Genomic DNA, 18,886 nt, shown 5'->3' on the forward strand with positions numbered 1-18,886 from the left:
GCTGCCCATCCTCCTCAGTCCCCCATCAGGCCCCCGGACTGCCGCGACATCAGCCTGACCGCCTCGTTGCGTGGCATCGCCCCCAAGTGGCCGACGCTCGCGCGGAGTTGTTCGCCCACGAACCAGGTCGGGCCGTTCGTCAGGTTGGTGAGGGCCTCGGTCACTACCTCGGCCGGGGTGGCGGCGCCCGGGATCGGGGCCGGGTCGTCCTCGGACTTGAGGGTGCCGCGGGCGGCCAGCAGGCGGCGTAGGGCCGGGGTGTCGGTGGCGCCCAGTACCAGGCCCAGGACGTCCACGCCCTGGCCTTGCAGCTCCGCCCACAGGGCCTCGGCCATCACCATGTCGAAGGCCTTCGAGGCGGCGTAGCCGACCATGTTGGGGGCGCCGAACAGGCCGGCGGCCGAGGAGACGAGGACGAGGGCGCCCTTGCCGCGAGCCGCCATCGGGGCGGCGAAGTGGTGGCAGACCTGGAGGGGCACTACGCAGTTGCGGTGGACCAGGCTCAGGGGGACCTCGACCGGGTTGGCCAGGAACGGCTGGAAGTTGGGGTCTGCTCCGGCGCAGTACATGACCATTCCGACGTCGAGGTCGGCCGTGGCCGTGACGATCCTCTGCATGGCGTCATGCTCGGACAGGTCTACCGCGACGGTGCGGACGCCGACGCCGGTGTCGGCGTGGATGGCCGCGGCCACCTTGTCGAGCTTCTCCTGGCGACGGGCCAGGAGTACGACGTTGAGGCCGCGCTCGGCCATCGCGTGGGCGTAGGCGGCGCCGACCCCTTCCGAGGCGCCGAGGATCAGGGCCCACGGGCCGTAGCGGTCGGCGAAGTCGGCAGCAGGGGGTGCGTTCACGGGAGCCTCCCGGGCGGGGTGGGGGGTCTATGGCTGAGGCGGCTGGGGGTCAACACCGTTGACCCCCAACTCGCAGTCAACAGCTGTCACTTGGCGGTGTCAACGGTGTTGACCCCCCAGGCATACTGGCCCGATGCCCCTTTCAGACACCCGGGAAGCCATCGCCCGGCACGCGCGCGAGATGTTCGACCAGCGGGGTTACGCGGCCACGTCGGTCCGGGCCGTCGCGGGTGCCGTCGGCTGCGACCCGGCCCTCGTCATCCGCTACTTCGGGTCCAAGGAGGAGTTGTTTCTCCGCGTCATGGGGCTCGGCGACGAGATCGGCCCCATGCTCGACGGGCCGACGGCCACCCTCGGGCAACGGCTCATCGCCGAGATCCTGGGGCCCGAGGGCGCCGCACTGCGCCGTAACCTCACCACTCTGCTGCGGGCGGCGGACCACGTCCGGGTGCGCACCACACTCCGGGAGACCAACGGCCGCCTCTTCGTCGAGAAGCTGGCGGCCCGACTGGAGGGGCCCGACGCCGAGTTGAGAGCACGGTTGGTCGCGGCCCAGCTCGGGGGGATCATCCAGGCGTGGACCACCACCGGGGACGAGTATCTGGTGGAAGCGGACCTGGGGCGGGTCGTGGAGTTGTATGGGCGGGCGGTGCAGCAGCTGATCGACGCGCCAAGCCTGAGCACTGGGTAAATGGGCAGGCGTTCTCGGCCCCGATGTCAGTGCGCGCGGCTACTCTGTGTGAAGGATCGCCTGATGACGGTGACGGGTGACACTAGGGGGACGGGATGGCCGACGGGCCGGTGCTCGCTGACCTGCATTTCGGGCGCGAGGATGCCGAACGGGACGTGACGGACGGGCTGTTGCTGCGGGGCGGATTTCTGGCCACGGCCGCGTACCGGGCATCGGTGGCCGGACGGAAGATGCTGATCATCGGCCGCAAGGGGTCCGGCAAGAGCGCCATCTGCATGCAGTTGATGGCGGACGGTGGGCATGACGGCGGGAAGGCGCTTGTCAGTCCCGACGAGGCCGCCGGGGAGGAGATCCGGCGCTTCGAGTTGCAGGGGCTGCCCGGGGACTCGGCGAAGGCGCTGATCTGGCGGCACGTGTTTGCCGTACACGCGGCCCGGCATCTGGTGACCCACGCCAAGGAGGCACACGGGCGCAGGCCCGACTCGGTGAAGGTGCTGAGCCGGTTCCTCAAGCAGAACGGGGAGTCGGTGGAGTCCGGGGACGGCGAGCGGCTGGGGGACCGGCTGGCACAGGGGGTACGGGGGTTACAGAGCTCACTGTCCCTGGAGGCGTTCGGCGTCAAGGCGAGCGTCGATCTGGGGCAGACGCCGTCCGAAGGGGCGCGGGCGGCACGGCAGTTGGACGTCGTCGAGCAGGGCGTGGCCAGGGCGCTGGCCGAGCTGGGCTGCGACAACGGGGCGCACGGGCCGCTGCTGCTCATGGTCGACCAGCTGGAGCAGGTGTGGTCGGCCGAGCCCGACAGCAACTCCATGGTGATCGGGCTGCTGCTGGCGGCCAAGCACGCCGCGAGCCCGCGTCTGTACGGGCGGTCCGTGCGGATCCTGCTCTTCCTGCGCGCCGACATCTACGACTCGCTGTCCTTCGGCGAGGGCGACAAGTTCCACGGCGACGAGCTGCGGATCGTATGGACGGAACACGCCCTGCGCGACCTCGCCCTGGCCCGCGCGCGGGCGTCCGCCGGGGCCGAGCTGACGGAGGAGGTGCTGTGGCGTGAGGTCTTTCCGCCGCGGGTGGCGGGTGAGGACACCGCCACCTATCTCTTCAGCCGCTGTCTGCCACGGCCTCGCGACGCCATCCAGTTCCTCAACCTGTGCCAGGAGACCGCCTGGTTGAGCAACGGGCGGGAGCGGATCACCGAGGCGGACGTCCTCCAGGCGAGCCGACAGTTCTCCGCCTGGAAACTCAAGGACCTGACGCTGGAGTACCTGGTCGCCCACCCCTTCCTCAAGCACCTCTTCCCGCTCTTCCAGAACACGGGATACGTCGTCACCCGGTCGGCACTCGGTGCGCGCTTCGACGCGGCCGCCGAGACCCTCCACCGCCTGTTCCCCGCGTACGCCGACGCGCTCACACCCTCCGGAGTCGTCGACATCCTGCACGGAGTGGGCTTCCTCGGCGTGCGGCGCGGCAACGACATCGTGTTCGCCGGTGACGACGACCTGCCGGTGCAACCGCACGAGAGGGAGTTCCACGTCCACCGGTGCTTCCGGGAGGCGCTCGGGGCGACCGCGGCGATCGACATCCGCCGGTACGAGCCGATGGTGGCGGGGGCACGCATCGCCTCCGGCAACTTCAGCCCGCAGGCCTCCTCGACGACCCCCCTCAACCGTGACTACCTGCTCCTTGAGGAGCTGAGCCGCTCCTGCCACTCCATCCTCGCCCAGGTCAGCCGGGCGGTGACGCTGGCGCCGGAGGCCGGGGACGAGATCAGACAGCAGATCAACCACGTACTCGACGACATCACCGTCGGCGGGTACGGCACCGTGCCCCACGACGTCGACAGCCATCTCCTCTCCACCGCCCACTACTTCACCACCCTCTCCCATCAACTCCTCGCCAGCGGCCTGGACAACACCGCGGGAACCGGAGGCGTCGCCGGGCGCATCGAGGAGGAGGCGCGGCGGCTGCGGCGTATCGCCGGGGGATCCTACGGGAGTTCGAGCAACTCGTCGGGAACCTGAGCGTGGCGCGGGGGCGTGAGTAAGAGGACAACGGCTTGGGAGGGAGGGCACGGGTGCAGGGCGAACTGCTCGCCGGACGGTTCCGGATCAGGGAACGGGTCGGCGTGGGTGGCATGGGAGAGGTCTGGGCCGCACAGGACGAGCGGATGCGGCGCGAGGTGGCCGTCAAGCTCGTCCACGCCCTCCCCTTCATGAGCGAGGCGGAGACGCAGGCCAGGTTCGAGCGGGAGGTACAGCTGGCGGGACGGCTCTCCCACCCGAACATCGTCACCGTGCACGACTGGGGTGACGTGGAGGTCGGCGGGCGCCGGACCCTCTACTTCGTGATGGAACTCGTCCCCGGGGTCTCGCTCCGCGAACGGCTCAAGGAATCGACCCCGCCCTGGCCGCGCGCCGTCGGCTGGGCCGCCCAGATCGCGCACGCGCTGCACGCCGCGAGCCTTGAGGGCGTCGTCCACCGGGACATCAAGCCCGCGAACGTTCTGATCACACCCGACGGAACGGCGAAAGTCCTCGACTTCGGGGTCGCGAAGATCATCGGTGACACCCTGAACGCCTACGAACTCACGGCTACCGGTGCGGTGTTGGGCTCACCGCCGTACATGTCTCCCGAACAGGCCGGGGGCCAGCGGGAGATCGACCACCGTAGCGATCTCTACTCCCTGGGCTGCCTCCTTTACCACGCGGTGACGGGTCGGCCGCCCTTCATCGGTGAGAACCAACTCGCCGTCCTGCGCATGCAGATGGATGACCTGCCGGTGGAGCCGGGGACCCACGTCAAGGAACTCCCCAGCCTGCTCAACGACCTCATCATGAGCCTGCTCGCCAAGAGCCCCGAGCACCGTCCACAGCAAGCCACCGCTGTGTACAACGCCCTGTGCACGGTGCTGGTCGACCACGCCCTCACGTCCGCCGACGGGAATTTCCTCGACGTCGCCGTACCGGGCCTCGCCGGCGGCCTCGCCGGGCGGATGCTCCGGGAGACCTGGCAGCGGGCCAAGGTGCACTTGGGGATATCGGAAGCGGAGGCCTATCGGATACTTGACGAGGCCCACGCGGAGGCCGAGCGACTACGGGAGGTCGCGGCCAAGGAGAGGGCCGAAGCGGAGAGTCTCCTCGACGGCGCCCGTACGGAGGCTGCCGCGATCCGGGCCGAAGTGGGAGTCGGCGCGGAAGCCCAGCAACAGGTCCGCGCCTTCGAGGACCACGACGAGGGGCAGCCGCGGGTACTGAGCGTCTTCCAGCTGGTGCGGCGGGGCTATGACCCGGGGCAGGTGGACGACGACATCGCGAAGCTCGTTTCCGACCGTGACGCCGCGCTGGCCCATGCCGACTTGCTGGAAAGGGAGATCGCGAACATGTCCTTCGGTGCGGATCGCCTCATCGACCGCACCCACGCTTCGGTCGAGCGCGAGCTCCTGGAGCGCCAAATTCCCGCCCCGCAGGCCTCCGACACCTCGCCGTTCGCCTTCCAGCTGGTGCGGCGCGGCTACGACCGGGGGCAGGTGGACGAGCACATTGCCCAGCTCGTTTCCGAACGTCACCGGGCTCGGGCGCTCGTGGCCGCGCTGAAGGAGGTACACGCCGACCTGGACATGCCCGCCCAGGAATGACCCGAGCCGGGCATGTCGCACGTACCCATCAGAGCCGCTCAGGCGTCCTGATGCCCAGCAGCGCCATCCCCTTGTGCAGGGTGCGGGCCGTCAGGTCGCACAGGAACAGGCGGTTCTCCGTCTGCTCCGCCGTGTCGGCCTTCAGCACCGGGCACTGGTCGTAGAACGTCGTGTACAGCGACGCCAGTTGGTACAGGTACGCCGCCAGCTTGTGCGGGGCGTACTCCGCCGTCGCCTCCGCCAGCAGCTCGCCGAACGCGTCCAGGTGCAGGCCCAACGCCCGCTCCGCCGGGGCGAGTTCCAGCTCCGGGTGGGCGACCGGGCCCGCGACCTCGGCCTTGCGGAGGATCGACTTGATGCGGGCGTACGCGTACTGGAGGTAGACCGACGTGTCGCCGTTCAGCGACACCATCTGGTCCAGGTCGAACTTGTAGTCCCGGTTCGCCGACGTCGACAGGTCCGCGTACTTCACGGCGCCGATCCCGACGTACCGACCGTTCTCGACGATCTCCTCCTCGCTCAGGCCCACCTTCTCGGCCTTCTCGCGTACGACCGCCGTAGCCCGCTCGGCCGCCTCGTCGAGGAGGTCCTCCAGCTTCACCGTCTCGCCCTCACGCGTCTTGAACGGCTTGCCGTCCGCGCCGAGCACCGTGCCGTAGCCCATGTTGTGCGCGGTGACGTGATCACCCAGCCAGCCCGCCCTGCGAGCCGTCTCGAAGACCATCTTGAAGTGCAGGGACTGGCGTACGTCCACGACGTAGAGCAGCGTCGTCGCGTGCAGGTCGAAGACGCGGTTGCGGATCGCGGAGAGGTCGGAGGCCGCGTAACCGAAGCCGCCGTCCGCCTTCTGCACGATCAGCGGCACCGGCTGGTCGTCCTTGCCGCGGATCTCGTCGAAGAAGACCACCAGCGCGCCCTCGGAGCGCACCGCGACACCGGACTCCTCAAGCAGCCGCGCCGTCTCCGGCATCAGGTCGTTGTACGCGGACTCGCCGACGATCTCGTCGTCCCTGACCTCCATGTCCAGCTTCTCGAAGACCGAGTAGAAGTAGACCTTCGACTCGTCCACGAACCGCTGCCACAGGTCGAGGGTCTCCTTGTCGCCGGACTGCAGGGCTACGACCCTCTTCCGCGCCCGCTCCTTGAACTCCTCGTCGGAGTCGAAGACCGCCCGCGACGCCTTGTACACCCGGTTCAGGTTCGACATGGCCTGCTCGCCGTCGACATCCGCCGCCGGGGCCAGCTCGCCGGGGTGCTCGATCAGGTGCTGGATGAGCATGCCGAACTGGGTGCCCCAGTCGCCGATGTGGTGCCGGCCGATCGTCTTCTCGCCGGTGAAGTCGAGCATGCCGCGGAGGGCATCGCCGATCACCGCGGACCTCAGGTGGCCTACGTGCATCTCCTTCGCCACGTTCGGCTGGGCGTAGTCGATGACCGTGACGCCCGGGGTCTCCTTCTGCGGGACGCCGAGGCGGGCCGTGTCTGCGTAGCGCGCGGCGAGGTTCTCGGTGATCGCCTTGTCCGCGATCGTGATGTTCAGGAAGCCGGGGCCGGAGACCTCGATGTCCTTGATCACGTCGCCGGTGACGATGTTGCCGACGACCTGCGTAGCCAGCTCCCTCGGGTTCGCCTTCGCCTTCTTCGCGAGGGCCAGGATCCCGTTCGCCTGGAAGTCCGCGCGGTCACTGCGTCGCAGCAGCGGGTCGACTCCGTCGGCTTCCGGGTGGGCGGAAGTGAGGGCGTCGGTGAGGCGCTGGTTGACGAGGTCGGTGAGGGACGTGACCGGGGCCATGGGGTGGGAGCCGTTCTCCTCGTGGGATTGATAGACACGGTCAGTATCCCATGGGGGGTGTAGCGGTTTTTTTGGCCGCGGGCCGGTGGGGGCTTGTCGCGCCCCGCGGCGGAGCCGCAAATCGATACAGCCCCGCGCCCCCAAAAAGGCGGCTGTGCCGCCTATCGGGTCTGTGACAATGGAGCCGTCAGTCGTTGACCGTACGGCTGGCTGCCCCTTGCCAGAAAGAAGGACGTGCCGACGTGGCTCAGAGCACCGAGACCACCGACTGGGTCTCCCGTTTCGCGGATGAGGTCATCGAGGAGTCGGAGCGTCGGGCCCCGGGCAAACCCGTTGTCGTCGCGTCCGGGCTGTCCCCGTCCGGGCCCATTCACCTCGGGAACCTGCGCGAGGTCATGACCCCGCATCTCGTCGCCGACGAGATCCGCCGCCGTGGATACCAGGTCCGGCACCTCATCTCCTGGGACGACTACGACCGGTACCGCAAGGTCCCGAACGGCGTCGCCGGCACCGACACGTCCTGGGGCGAGCACATCGGCAAGCCCCTCACCTCCGTCCCCGCCCCCAAGGGCTCGGCCTACCCGAACTGGGCCGAGCACTTCAAGGCCGCGATGACCGAGGCGCTCGCCGAGCTCGGTGTGGAGTTCGACGGCATCAGCCAGACCGCCCAGTACACCTCCGGCGTCTACCGCGAGCAGATCCTGCACGCCATGAAGCACCGGGGCGACATCGACGCGATCCTCGACCAGTACCGCACCAAGAAGGCCCCCGCCAGGAAGCAGCAGTCGCAGAAGCCGGTCGACGAGGCCGAGCTGGAGGCCGCCGAGGGCTCCGGCGCCGCCGAGGAGGACGACGGCTCCTCCGGCTCCGCCGGCTACTTCCCGTACAAGCCCTACTGCGGCAACTGCGAGAAGGACCTGACCACCGTCACCTCCTACGACGACGACACCACCGAGCTGTCCTACACGTGCGACGCGTGCGGCTTCTCGGAGGACGTCCGGCTCAGCGAGTTCAACCGCGGCAAGCTGGTCTGGAAGGTCGACTGGCCCATGCGCTGGGCCTACGAAGGGGTCGTGTTCGAGCCGAGCGGTGTCGACCACTCCTCTCCCGGCTCCTCCTTCCAGGTCGGGGGGCAGATCGTCGGGATCTTCGGCGGCAAGCAGCCCATCGGGCCCATGTACGCCTTCGTCGGCATCAGCGGCATGGCCAAGATGTCCAGCAGCAAGGGCGGGGTCCCCACTCCGGGCGACGCGCTGAAGATCATGGAGCCGCAGATCCTGCGCTGGCTCTACGCCCGCCGCCGGCCCAACCAGTCCTTCAAGATCGCCTTCGACCAGGAGATCCAGCGCCTCTACGACGAGTGGGACAAGCTCGACGCCAAGGTCGCCGACGGCTCCGCCCTCCCGGCGGACATCGCCGCACACGCCCGTGCGGTGGGCACGGCCGGCGGTGAACTGCCGCGTACCCCGCGCCCGATGCCGTACCGGACCCTCGCGTCCGTCGCCGACATCACCGCCGGGCACGAGGACCAGACCCTGCGCATCCTCACCGAACTCGACCCGGCCAACCCCGTCGGCTCCCTCGACGAGGTACGCCCCCGGTTCGACAAGGCCGAGGCCTGGATCAACACCCAGGTCCCCGCCGACCAACGCACCATCGTCCGCGACGAACCCGACACCGACCTCCTGAAGTCCCTCGACGAGGCCTCCCAGCAGTCGCTGCGCCTGCTCCTCGACGGACTGGAGGTGAACTGGTCCCTGGACGGCCTCAGCCACCTCGTCTACGGCGTCCCCAAGGTCCAGGCCGGCTTCTCCGCCGACGCCACCCCCAAGGAACTCCCGCCGGAGATCAAGACCGCCCAGCGCACCTTCTTCGCCCTGCTCTACCACCTGCTCGTCGGCCGCGACACCGGCCCCCGCCTCCCCACCCTGCTCCTCGCCGTCGGCCAGGACCGGGTGCGGACCCTGCTCGGGGAGTAAGCAGCTCTTCTACGACGATGGGGGCGCCCGGTGATCATCACCGGGCGCCCCCATCGTCGTAACCAATCCGCCTACGCGATGTGGTCCTCCTGCAGCTCCGCCGTGTGGCGGTTGGTGAAGCGGTTCACCATGCGGTCCGCCTCGCGCTGCGGGAGCGTCGTGCCGTACGTCGCCTCCACGTCACCCCTGAACTGGCCCGAGGTCGGATAGCTGCCGTCTATCGACTTCTTGAAGACCAGGTAGTAGTCCTCCTCGGTCGGCTCCGGAGGACCTCCGCCCGCACCCAGCTCACGGGTGCGGCCCGGGCCGGACGGGATCGGGAAGGTACCCGTGTCCTCCATGGAGGGCTCCGGGGCGGGCGCCGGCGGCTCCTCGTATTGCTGCGGGAACGCCTGCTGCTCGAACCGCTGCCGGTCGAACCGCTCCTGCTCGAAGCGCTGCTGCTCCTCGAACTGCTGCTGAGCCTGGAACTGCTCGGCCTGCTGCTGCTCCGAGTACCACTGGGCGTACGCGTTCTCCGGGTCGTACGTCGGGTCGTAGCCGCCCTGATACGCGATGGTCTGCGGGTCCCTCGCATGGAGCCAGGGATTCTGGGCTTCGGCCTCGGCCTCGGCGTAGTCCGGCTGCTCGGGGGGCTCGTTGCCCTCCGGAGCGGGGCGCTGCTCACGGCGAGCAGGTGCCACCTCGCCCTGTACGGCGGGCGCGGCCTCCGAGGTGGCCGCCTCCAGGACCGGCTGCGGCGCCGGCGGAAGCAGCGCCGGCTCTATCCCCGCCGCCGCCAGACCCGACGGGGCCGTCTCGGCGAGGGGGACGCCATAACGAGCCAGACGCAGCGGCATCAGGGACTCCACCGGGGCCTTGCGGCGCCAAGCCCGGCCGAAGCGGGCGTGCAGACGGGCCTGGTAGACCAGGCGCTCCTGCTCCAGCTTGATGACCTGCTCGTAGGAACGCAGCTCCCACAGCTTCATCCGCCGCCACAGCAGGAACGTCGGGATCGGCGAGAGCATCCAACGCGTCAGCCGGACACCCTCCATGTGCTTGTCCGCCGTGATGTCCGCGATCCGGCCGATCGCATGCCGGGCCGCCTCCACCGACACCACGAACAGGATCGGGATCACCGCGTGCATCCCCACACCCAGCGGATCCGGCCAGGCCGCCGCGCCGTTGAACGCGATCGTCGCGATCGTCAGCAGCCACGCCGTCTGACGCAGCAGCGGGAACGGGATCCTGATCCAGGTGAGGAGCAGATCCAGGGCCAGCAGGACACAGATACCCGCGTCGATGCCGATCGGGAACACATACGAGAAGTTCCCGAAGCCCTTCTTGATGGCCAGCTCACGGACGGCCGCGTACGAACCGGCGAAGCCGATACCGGCGATGACCACCGCTCCGGCGACGACCACTCCGATGAGAATGCGGTGCGTCCGTGTCAGCTGAACTGGCGCTGCCACCCGTACTCCCCTCCCCTTGCCTGTTGTTGCGCGCAACAGGGTGGCACATGTGTGCGGCCTCTGCGTTGCCGGTACGTGAGAGCCCGGTCCCTGAGGGGGACCGGGCTCCGTCAAAATGCTGGGCTGAGCTGCGAGTTGAGACCCAGTCGGCGTCCAGTCGAGACCGTCAGCTCTTCTTCGAAGCCGACTTGGAAGGAGACGGGCTCGCCGACTTCGACGCCGACTTGGAGGCGGACTTCGAAGCCGACGGGGACGGGGACGTCGTACTCGAACCGTCGCCGTTCTCCGTAGCCACCGAGGCCACTGCCTCCTTGGCCGCCTTCACCGCCAGCTTCTGCAACGTGTCGGCGCTCGGCGTCTTGTCGCCCGCCAGACCCGCACCGTTGTAGTCGAGGGTGACCACCACGTTCTCCACCCGCACCACAACCGACTGCTGCTTGAAGGTGCCTTCCTTCTTCTTCAGGTCGTAACGCACCACCGTCGCCGCGTCACCCACCCCGGTGACCGGCTCCGACCGCGTGTTCTTCGCACCGTCCACGGCCTGGACGTCCTGAACCTGCTCGTCGTAGTACTTCTGCGCCAGCTTCTCGCCCTCGCCACGCGTCACATCCGACTCGAAGCGCAGCAACGACACGTTCAGCCAGCGGAACTGCGAACCCTTCACACCGTTGTTGTCGAGACTGTTCCAGGAACAGCTGCCCCGCGACGCCGTGTCGTCCGAAGAACCCTCCTTGCCCGACTTGACCCCCTTCGGGACCAACGACGTCAAGGTCTTCTTCGACAACACCGCACACGGCTCCGGCAAACTCCCGTACGCAGCCACCTGCACCGTCGGCGACGCGCTCACCGAAGCCTTCGCGCTGCTCTGAGCAGCATTGGCCGCGTCGTCACCGGAGCCGGAGTCCGAGGAACATCCGGCCACGACCAGCGTCACAGGCACCACCGCCGCGCAGACAAGAACGCGGCTGAGGCGCCTGGCTCGCTGGTGACTGTGCTCTCGCTGTGCTGGTCGCTGCATGGTTCCTTCACTCATGACGCTCGTGCTTCCTGCCGTCGGATCGGTTCCGAGGACGCTGAGGTTCCTGCGGCCGGATCAGGTCCGAGGGGCCACGGTACGCGGTGAAGAAGCTGTGCGGTCCCGCTTCGCACGCTTTGAGAACAGTCACGGAACCCCCACCGACAGCCCCCACTAAGCCAGCGCGTCAGCCAGCTTCGCCGCCAGATTCCGCGCCCTGTCCTGCATTTCCTTGCTGTCCGGAACCACACCGACCGTCGCCGGCTGCTCCTCGTACTCGATCGTCACGATCACATTGGACGTGCGGAACGCCACAGTCACCGTGCGCTGCTGCGCCGTCGAGCCGGAGTTGGTCAGCGCGTCATCCAGGAACGCCTCGTCACCGAGATCCGCGAGCGTGCGGGGCTCAAGGCCGGAGGGGGTGGCGGAGGACGAGGAGGAAGAGGAAGGGGAGGAGGAGTCGGAAGCGGAGGGTGAGGCGGAGGGCGACGAGGACGACGAGGGGGAGGCGGACGAACTGCTCGACGCCGTGCTCGACGCCGAGTTCGATACCGTCGGCTCCGGGAGATCGGCCGCCGTCTCCTTCGTCGCGAAGAGGGTCTGCGCCTGACTGTCGTCGCTCACGGAGTTCTCGTACGACACCACCCGCTCGAAATCGACCAACAGGTGGTCCGTGGCGTCCGTGGACTCCACCTTCCAACGGCAGCCGACCTTCCGGTCCGTGTCGTACGTCAGCGTCGCCTCGCCCTCGTACGCCTTCTCTCGCTGGTCCTGGTCGGTGATCTCCTTGATGCCGGGCAGGAGCGAGTCCAGGGTGTCCTGGCCGACCACGCCGCAGGGCTCCGGGAGCGTGCGGTACTTGCCCGGCTGGGCCGCCGCCGTCGCCGTACCGGCGTCACCCGAGTTCGAGTTGTCCGCCGACCCCTCGTCCGACGAGCTGCCGGTGCAGCCGGCCAGCAGCACCGCGAGGAGTGCGGCGACGCCGGGTACATACGCCTTCCGCTGCACGGTCAGGTTCCTCTCGACGGTGTTCCGTTGGTCGTTCATACGGTCGTTCATCCAGTGTCCCCGCTGGTTATTCGCTTGCCGCGCGGGGGCGTCCCCTGGAGACAATGTGTATCGCACGCACTGCCGTGGACGCCGGTCCGTTGTCCCATTCGTTGACCTTGGCGCCGGTTTTGCGATTTATGACTTCTGTTGGTTTCCGGGGGAATGAGGACAATATGTCGTACGTGGAGATGCCGGGCGCGAAGATACCGATCCGCATGTGGACCGACCCGACGTCGGTCGAGGAGGTCGCACTGCAGCAGCTGCGCAACGTCGCGACCCTGCCGTGGATCAAGGGCCTGGCGGTCATGCCGGACGTGCACTACGGCAAGGGCGCGACGGTCGGGTCCGTCATCGCCATGCAGGGGGCTGTCTGCCCTGCGGCGGTGGGGGTGGACATCGGGTGCGGGATGTCAGCGGTGAAGACGTCACTGACGGCGAACGATCTGCCCGGCGATCTGTCTCGGCTGAGGTCGAAGATCGAGCAGGCGATTCCGGTGGGGCGGGGGATGCATGACACTGCCGTTGAGCCTGGGCGGTTCCATGGATTGGCGACTGCAGGGTGGGATGACTTCTGGGGGCGGTTCGATGGGGTTGCGGAGGCGGTGAAGTTCCGGCGGGGGCGGGCCGGTTTGCAGATGGGGACACTTGGCTCGGGGAATCATTTTGCGGAAATCTGTATAGATATGCAGAATTCGGTGTGGCTGATGCTCCACTCCGGTTCCCGGAACATCGGCAAGGAACTGGCCGAGTATCACATCGGTGTGGCCCAGAAACTTCCGCAGAACCAGGGTCTGATCGACCGTGATCTCGCCGTCTTCGTCGCGGACACCCCGCAGATGGCGGCGTACGAGAACGACTTGTACTGGGCGCAAGAGTATGCGAAGTACAACCGGGCGATCATGATGGCTCTCTTCAAGGACGTCATCCGCAAGGAGTTCAAGAAGGCCAGGGTCATCTTCGAAGATGAGGTGAGCTGCCATCACAACTACGTGAGCCGCGAGCGCTACGAGGGTATGGACCTGCTCGTCACGCGCAAGGGTGCGATCAGCGCCAAGTCCGGGGAGTACGGCATCATTCCGGGCTCGATGGGCACCGGTTCGTACATCGTGAAGGGCCTCGGCAACGAGAAGTCCTTCAACTCGGCCTCGCACGGCGCCGGTCGGCGTATGAGCCGTACAGCGGCCAGGCGCCGCTTCTCGACGAAGGACCTGGAGGAGCAGACGCGGGGCGTGGAGTGCCGCAAGGACTCCGGTGTCGTGGACGAGATCCCGGGTGCGTACAAGCCGATCGAGCAGGTCATCGATCAGCAGCGCGATCTGGTTGAGGTCGTGGCGAAGCTCAAGCAGGTCATTTGCGTGAAGGGGTGATCTGCGGGATTGAAGGAGAGGGCCTGGTCAGGGGTGACCAGGCCCTCTGTCCTTGCTGCGGCTATGCGACAGCGATCTCCGGGGCTGCCGTGCGCCACACGGGAATGACCGTCGTGGGTTCGAAGCGGTGGGATCCCTTGGTGCCGGGGAGGATGATCACGGAGTCCAGCAAGTCGAAGAGAGCTCCGCGCTTTGCGCTGATGCTCAGACTCTTCCAGCGGGCCTGAGCGTCGACGTGCCCATGCGCATCGGGATCGTGTCTGACCAGCCAGCTCTGCTGATCATTGAAAAGCCGCTTGATCTCGGTCTCCTCGTGTTTGAGCTGTGCGAAGTATTCGGAGTCGTCGATCTCGCCGGCGTACCACCGCTCTTGCAGGACAGCCTTGCTTTGCTGGGCGATCTCCAGCTCGCGAGTGCCGGGCCAGGCGATGGCGGGCCAAGCGCCGCGTGTGACGTGCTGGGCCAGCGCCGTGAGGGCGCATTGACTGACCAACTCGTCGACTGCGGGGCCCTGGCGGCTCACTCGACCACAGCCTCCGTCCAACGCGGGGCGGCAGCGGTACACGTACGACGTGGTGGTGGGGTGTCCGTGCATAGGCGCACCACAGCGCTGTCCGTCGTCGGCAAGTGGTCGTCCGCAGCGCACCAGACCAGTGAGCAGATACGCTGCCTCTTCGCGAGGCTGGACACCGGTCCTCTTCCAGCCCCCGGGGTGGCGCTGCCTGTTCAAGGTTTCCGTGACCCCGTGCCACTCCTCGGGCGACACGATGGGCTCCCACTGGCCGAGCACCGGCGTCCCGTCGGCATCGAGAACGAGAGCTCCGTCGAGTTTCCGGTATCCGCAGATGCGGGGATTGCGCAGGAGGTGCTTGACCGTCTGGCGCTGCCAGGCGTTTCCCAGGCTGCTCGTGTAGCCGGAGGCGACGAAGTCCTGAGTGACGGCAGTCAGTGTCTTTCCTTCGAGCAGGCTCCTGACTCCGTGTCGCACGATCTCCGACTCGCCAGGGTGCAGCGTGACTTTGTCGGCGTTCCAGCCCAATGGCCTGCGAGTCCCCACTGGCTCGCCCCGCTCCGCGCGAGCACGATGGTTCAGTTTCGCCCGGTGCTGTTGTTTCGTGCTCTCAGCGCGTGCGGCAGCCGCCCACAGAAGACCGCGCTGCGTTGCGTCCTCGCCGTAGAGGTCGTACGACCCGAGTCCGTCGGCGTACGTACCTGCGGGATGTGTGGTGAAACACCCCAGGAAGCGCTGGTAGGTGTGGATGTCTCGGTAGAGCCGGTCGTCAGAGACGCACACCACCCCGTCGATCGGGTATCCGGCTTCCGTGGACCCGCTCGTGAGAGCGCTGAGCATCGCGTTGAATTCAGGCCGTTCGACGCGCACTTTGGAAGCCGACTTGTCGTTGTCGACGTACCGGTGTACGACGATCATGCGGTTGTGAGCTGCAATGCGGGCGCAGTGCTTCGCCTGATCTGCGACGCCATGACCGTCCTTCTTGTGCCTGTCGGTCGAGATTCGGCAGTAGGCGACGACCAGGCGCCAGCCGGCATCACGGAGTGCCAGCGCCTCCGGCAGCGTGGGAGTGCTGCCGGGAATGCCGCGAAGTCCGTTGAGCAGGAGTTCCACGTCGGAGGCTGGAGATGGCATCCCTGAGCGTCGCTTGATCGGTGCTTTCGGATGCGCGCTAGGCTCGCAATCGGCCATGAGGAAGCTGATCCTTCCTTGCTGGTCAGGCCCTCGGTCGGGATGCCAGTCCCGGTCGAGGGCCGTCGATTTGATGTTGTGCCGTGAGCCTAGATCGCCAGTTCAGCGGCCGTTCGGGTGATCGATGATGTTCACTCGTGTGAGTTAATCGAGCCGCTTCTCCAGCAGTGTCACCGCGTACGGGCTGCCCAACCCGCCGTCCTTTGCCCGCTGTTCGCCTACCACCGTGTAGCCCGCTGCCTCGTAGTACTCGCGGAGGCGGGGGTTGGAGGAGAGGCAGTCCAGGCGGGCGTATGGGCGGCCGGAGTTCGCGATGCGGGACTCCGCGTGGGTCAGGAGGTTGGCGCCCGTGCCCGGTGGGGACGTGTGTGGGGTTGTCATTAGGCGGTGGATGTAGCCCGCGTCGGGTGGGCGGGGGCCCCAGGCTGCCGGGTCGGTCCACCAGAGTTCGTAGGCGCCGGACAGTGTGTCGCCCGTGTGCGCCAGCCAGACCTCGCCCTCCTTCATGCGCTTGTGGAAGTGGGACTCGTCCTTTTCTCCCGGCTTCCATTGGTCGATTCCTCGGGCCAGTTGCCACAGCGCTGCCGTGTCTCGGAGGCGGACCAGTGATTCCGCGTCCGCCTTCTCCGCCTTGCGGTAACTCAGCGGCGGCCAATTGGTTGGCCGGGGCTCAAGTAGCTTGTCCCGCAGGGTGTTTGAGAGGGCCGTTGCATCCATCGACAGGGCCCTTGTCACGTAGCCCTCTATCGAGCCGTAGCGCTTCCTCAGCGATGACAGGAACAGGCGCATCACCGATTCCGGGGCTCGGGCGAAGCCGAGCCAGGTTGGCTGGCGGCCTTCGTTTCGTCGGCTCCAGTCGGACCGCAAGGCCGGTGCGGCCAGTTCCGTGAGGCTGTAGTCCTCGATGATCGTCGTGTCCGGGATTCCGAGCAGGCCCAGGATCAGGGCCGCCAGTTCGCCCGTGCGGTCCTTGCCCGACGCGCAGTGGAAGACCAGGGGGGAGTCGCGCTCGGCTGCCTTCGCCACCAGCTCCAGGGCCTGGCCGATTTCCTTTGTGCCGTCCTCCGCCACCTCCATGTAGCGCTCGGCCAGGTACGGGCCCGGGTCGATGTCGGGGGGCAACGCCGGTTGGTTGTACGGGCGGTGCTCGATGCTCAGGTTGTGGTAGCTGAAGGAACCGTGCTCCGGTACGCGGCCCCTGTCCTCGATCTCCCACGGGTGGCGGAGGTCGATCACCGTGCCGATGCCCAGGGACAGGAAGCGGGTCCAGTCGTCCGTGTTCACCGTCAGCTTGCCCAGGGAGTCCGCTCGGTACAGGCGGGCCGGGCGGATGCGGTGGCCGTCCGGGGTTGGGTAGCCGCCCAGGTCGCGGAAGTTGTGCAGGCCTTCGAACGGTATGTGTCTGTTCACTGGCCCTTTTTACTTCTTCCCGCTTCTGCCTACTTCTTCGGCGCGTGTGTCACCGCGTAGATCATCACGAAGGCGACGATGTGGATGCCGAAGAGGAAGTAGGCGAGGAAGTACCAGACTTGGCGTTCGTTCTTCGTCTCCTGGGCCAGGCGGCGCTTTTCGAGAGACTCGGCCGGGGAGTCGTCCGGCTGCTGTTCCGGCATCACAGCTCCCTGTGGACCTTGGTGTTGGACGCCTGTGCGCGGGGGCGGACTACCAGCAGGTCGATGTTGACGTGGCTGGGGCGGGTGACCGTCCAGGTGATCGTGTCGGCCACATCGTCGGCCGTCAGGGGCTCGGCGACGCCCTGGTAGACCTTCGCCGCCTTCTCCTCGTCGCCGCCGAAGCGGGTGACCGCGAACTCGTCCGTCTTCACCATGCCGGGGGCGATCTCGATGACGCGGACGGGGGTGCCGACGATCTCCAGGCGGAGGGTCTCGGCGAGGACGTGGGCGCCGTGCTTGGCGGCGACGTAGCCCGCGCCGCCCTCGTAGGTGGCGTGGCCGGCCGTCGATGACACGACCACGATCGTGCCGTCGCCGCTTGCCGTCAGGGCGGGGAGGAGGGCCTGGGTGAGGTTCAGGGTGCCGATGACGTTCGTCTCGTACATCTGGCGCCAGTCGGCCGGGTCGCCGGTCGCGACCGGGTCGGCGCCCAGGGCGCCGCCGGCGTTGTTGACCAGGACGCCGATCGTCTTGAACGCGGAAGCGAACTCGTCCACGGCCGCGCGGTCGGTGACGTCGAGGGGGTACGCCGTCGCCTGGTGGCCGGCCGCGTTGATCTCCTCGGCGAGGGTCTCGATGCGGTCCTTGCGGCGGGCGGTGAGGACGACGCGGTAGCCGGCCGCGGCGAGCTGCCGGGCCGTGGCGGCGCCGATTCCGCTGCTCGCACCGGTGACGACGGCGATGCGGGAGGCTGCGGACGGGGCGGCGGTGGCCATGGGCTGCTCCTTGGACGTGGCAGGGGCTGACGGTCGAAACCGTGTGCGGCCAGGATAGTCGTGGGAAAATGAGGTGGGTGATCCTCCGAAGTGGAGGTGGATCATGGGACAGGCGCGTGAGGTCATGGACCGGCTCACCGAGGCGCTGACCACGAAGCTGGACGTCAAGGTCGTCGGCGAGCTGTACGCGGCGGACGCGGTCGCGGTCACGCCGGACGCCGGAGAGATCCACGGGCGCGACAACATCGTCGGCTACTGGCAGCAGATGACGGACGCGATCACCGAATCCCGGTACGAGCCCGTCTTCTCGTACGAGATCGGTGACACCGCGATCGACGAGGGGTTCTACAACGGAAAGAACACCGGGCCGATCCTGCTGCCCTCCGGGGAGTCGTTGCCCGCGACGGGGAAGGATGTCCGGATCCGCGGGGTCGACTTCGCGACGGCGCGGGACGGGCGGATCGTCAGCTATCGGCTGTACTTCGACCAGATGGACTTCCTGGAGCAGCTCGGTCTGCTGCCCGACGACATGCCCGGTTGAGCGCGTGACGGCCTGAGTGTTCTACGTCAGTTTCCTCGCGGCGCGTACATGATCACGGTCATGCCCGCGAGGCAGATCAGTGCGCCCGTCACGTCCCAGCGGTCGGGGCGGTAGCCGTCGGCGACCATGCCCCAGGCGATGGAGCCGGCGACGAAGATGCCGCCGTACGCGGCGAGGATGCGGCCGAAGTGGGCGTCCGGCTGGAAGGTGGCGACGAAGCCGTAGGCGCCGAGGGAGAGGATGCCGCCGGCGATCCAGAGCCAGCCGCGGTGTTCCCGTATGCCCTGCCAGACCAGCCAGGCGCCGCCGATCTCGAAGAGGGCGGCGACGACGAAGAGGACGGCGGAGCGGGCGATCAGCATGGGGGGAAGTTTTTCACGGGCGGGTCTGTCACCTGTTGGAGGGCGCCTGTCGTTCGCCGTGC

At 67.8% G+C, this 18,886-nt stretch carries 16 protein-coding genes; 6 read left to right on the top strand and 10 right to left on the bottom strand.

What is annotated here, in order from left to right; genetic code table 11:
* Positions 1-14: 14 nt before the first annotated feature.
* Positions 15-851 (bottom strand): SDR family NAD(P)-dependent oxidoreductase, encoded by an 837-nt coding sequence (locus AC5DRG_RS30775; protein ID WP_491802723.1) that lies wholly within the window; start codon positions 849-851, stop codon positions 15-17.
* A 133-nt stretch (positions 852-984) separates the two neighbouring features.
* Between AC5DRG_RS30775 and AC5DRG_RS30780 the strand changes: the two genes are divergently transcribed.
* From AC5DRG_RS30780 to AC5DRG_RS30790, 3 genes are all read left to right on the top strand, one after another.
* Positions 985-1,542, top strand: a complete 558-nt coding sequence (locus tag AC5DRG_RS30780; RefSeq protein WP_491802724.1) for a TetR/AcrR family transcriptional regulator — start codon at positions 985-987, stop codon at positions 1,540-1,542.
* A gap of 95 nt (positions 1,543-1,637) precedes the next feature.
* Positions 1,638-3,563 carry a P-loop ATPase, Sll1717 family gene (locus AC5DRG_RS30785; protein ID WP_491802725.1) on the top strand — a complete coding sequence of 642 codons (1,926 nt, stop codon included), beginning with the start codon at positions 1,638-1,640 and terminating at the stop codon, positions 3,561-3,563.
* 53 nt (positions 3,564-3,616) lie between these two features.
* Positions 3,617-5,176, top strand: coding sequence for a serine/threonine-protein kinase (locus AC5DRG_RS30790; RefSeq protein WP_491802726.1), 1,560 nt, complete (start codon positions 3,617-3,619; stop codon positions 5,174-5,176).
* Between the two features lie 28 nt (positions 5,177-5,204).
* Here the strand turns inward: AC5DRG_RS30790 and argS are convergent, their stop codons facing one another.
* Positions 5,205-6,968, bottom strand: coding sequence for an arginine--tRNA ligase (gene argS, locus AC5DRG_RS30795; RefSeq protein WP_491802727.1), 1,764 nt, complete (start codon positions 6,966-6,968; stop codon positions 5,205-5,207).
* 242 nt (positions 6,969-7,210) lie between these two features.
* On the opposite strand from argS, the gene lysS reads away from it, so the two are divergent.
* Positions 7,211-8,947 (top strand): lysine--tRNA ligase, encoded by a 1,737-nt coding sequence (lysS, locus tag AC5DRG_RS30800; RefSeq protein WP_491802728.1) that lies wholly within the window; start codon positions 7,211-7,213, stop codon positions 8,945-8,947.
* Between the two features lie 71 nt (positions 8,948-9,018).
* On the opposite strand, the gene AC5DRG_RS30805 is transcribed toward lysS, so the two are convergent.
* The 3 genes from AC5DRG_RS30805 to AC5DRG_RS30815 form a co-directional block, all read right to left on the bottom strand.
* Complete coding sequence (locus AC5DRG_RS30805; protein ID WP_491802729.1) at positions 9,019-10,398, bottom strand: DUF2637 domain-containing protein; 1,380 nt, start codon at positions 10,396-10,398, stop codon at positions 9,019-9,021.
* 166 nt (positions 10,399-10,564) lie between these two features.
* Positions 10,565-11,431 (bottom strand): DUF3558 family protein, encoded by an 867-nt coding sequence (locus AC5DRG_RS30810; protein ID WP_491802730.1) that lies wholly within the window; start codon positions 11,429-11,431, stop codon positions 10,565-10,567.
* Between the two features lie 156 nt (positions 11,432-11,587).
* Positions 11,588-12,421 (bottom strand): DUF3558 domain-containing protein, encoded by an 834-nt coding sequence (locus AC5DRG_RS30815; RefSeq protein WP_491813205.1) that lies wholly within the window; start codon positions 12,419-12,421, stop codon positions 11,588-11,590.
* Positions 12,422-12,636: 215 nt separating this feature from the next.
* On the opposite strand from AC5DRG_RS30815, the gene AC5DRG_RS30820 reads away from it, so the two are divergent.
* Positions 12,637-13,830 (top strand): RtcB family protein, encoded by a 1,194-nt coding sequence (locus AC5DRG_RS30820; protein WP_491802731.1) that lies wholly within the window; start codon positions 12,637-12,639, stop codon positions 13,828-13,830.
* A 61-nt stretch (positions 13,831-13,891) separates the two neighbouring features.
* On the opposite strand, the gene AC5DRG_RS30825 is transcribed toward AC5DRG_RS30820, so the two are convergent.
* The 4 genes from AC5DRG_RS30825 to AC5DRG_RS30840 all read right to left on the bottom strand — a co-directional run bounded on the left by AC5DRG_RS30825 (position 13,892) and on the right by AC5DRG_RS30840 (position 17,921).
* Positions 13,892-15,454 carry a recombinase family protein gene (locus AC5DRG_RS30825; protein ID WP_491802732.1) on the bottom strand — a complete coding sequence of 521 codons (1,563 nt, stop codon included), beginning with the start codon at positions 15,452-15,454 and terminating at the stop codon, positions 13,892-13,894.
* 222 nt (positions 15,455-15,676) lie between these two features.
* A complete protein-coding gene (locus AC5DRG_RS30830) occupies positions 15,677-16,942 on the bottom strand; it encodes a GNAT family N-acetyltransferase (RefSeq protein ID WP_491802734.1) in 1,266 nt (421 codons plus the stop codon).
* Between the two features lie 29 nt (positions 16,943-16,971).
* Positions 16,972-17,145 carry a hypothetical protein gene (locus tag AC5DRG_RS30835; RefSeq protein ID WP_491802735.1) on the bottom strand — a complete coding sequence of 58 codons (174 nt, stop codon included), beginning with the start codon at positions 17,143-17,145 and terminating at the stop codon, positions 16,972-16,974.
* On the bottom strand, positions 17,145-17,921 hold the full coding sequence (locus tag AC5DRG_RS30840) for an SDR family NAD(P)-dependent oxidoreductase (protein ID WP_491802736.1): 777 nt from the start codon (positions 17,919-17,921) through the stop codon (positions 17,145-17,147). The genes AC5DRG_RS30835 and AC5DRG_RS30840 overlap by 1 nt, the downstream gene beginning before the upstream one ends.
* Positions 17,922-18,024: 103 nt before the next feature.
* Here AC5DRG_RS30840 and AC5DRG_RS30845 point away from each other — a divergent pair, with 103 nt between their 5' ends.
* Positions 18,025-18,462: an ester cyclase gene (locus tag AC5DRG_RS30845; RefSeq protein WP_491802737.1), complete on the top strand. Its 438-nt coding sequence runs from the start codon at positions 18,025-18,027 to the stop codon at positions 18,460-18,462.
* 26 nt (positions 18,463-18,488) lie between these two features.
* On the opposite strand, the gene AC5DRG_RS30850 is transcribed toward AC5DRG_RS30845, so the two are convergent.
* Positions 18,489-18,824, bottom strand: coding sequence for a YnfA family protein (locus AC5DRG_RS30850; protein WP_491802738.1), 336 nt, complete (start codon positions 18,822-18,824; stop codon positions 18,489-18,491).
* Positions 18,825-18,886 lie beyond the last annotated feature (62 nt).

The sequence above is a fragment of the Streptomyces sp. JLBG701 genome (assembly GCF_058544905.1).

Bases quoted from the DNA above. Each gene is read 5' to 3' on its own strand.
- AC5DRG_RS30785 (WP_491802725.1), top strand. From the start codon at position 1,638: ATGGCCGACGGGCCGGTGCTCGCTGACCTGCATTTCGGGCGCGAGGAT.
- AC5DRG_RS30840 (WP_491802736.1), bottom strand. From the start codon at position 17,921: ATGGCCACCGCCGCCCCGTCCGCAGCCTCCCGCATCGCCGTCGTCACC.
- AC5DRG_RS30850 (WP_491802738.1), bottom strand. From the start codon at position 18,824: ATGCTGATCGCCCGCTCCGCCGTCCTCTTCGTCGTCGCCGCCCTCTTC.
- AC5DRG_RS30810 (WP_491802730.1), bottom strand. From the start codon at position 11,431: ATGAGTGAAGGAACCATGCAGCGACCAGCACAGCGAGAGCACAGTCAC.
- argS (WP_491802727.1), bottom strand. From the start codon at position 6,968: ATGGCCCCGGTCACGTCCCTCACCGACCTCGTCAACCAGCGCCTCACC.
- AC5DRG_RS30835 (WP_491802735.1), bottom strand. From the start codon at position 17,145: ATGCCGGAACAGCAGCCGGACGACTCCCCGGCCGAGTCTCTCGAAAAG.
- AC5DRG_RS30845 (WP_491802737.1), top strand. From the start codon at position 18,025: ATGGGACAGGCGCGTGAGGTCATGGACCGGCTCACCGAGGCGCTGACC.
- AC5DRG_RS30780 (WP_491802724.1), top strand. From the start codon at position 985: ATGCCCCTTTCAGACACCCGGGAAGCCATCGCCCGGCACGCGCGCGAG.
- AC5DRG_RS30820 (WP_491802731.1), top strand. From the start codon at position 12,637: ATGTCGTACGTGGAGATGCCGGGCGCGAAGATACCGATCCGCATGTGG.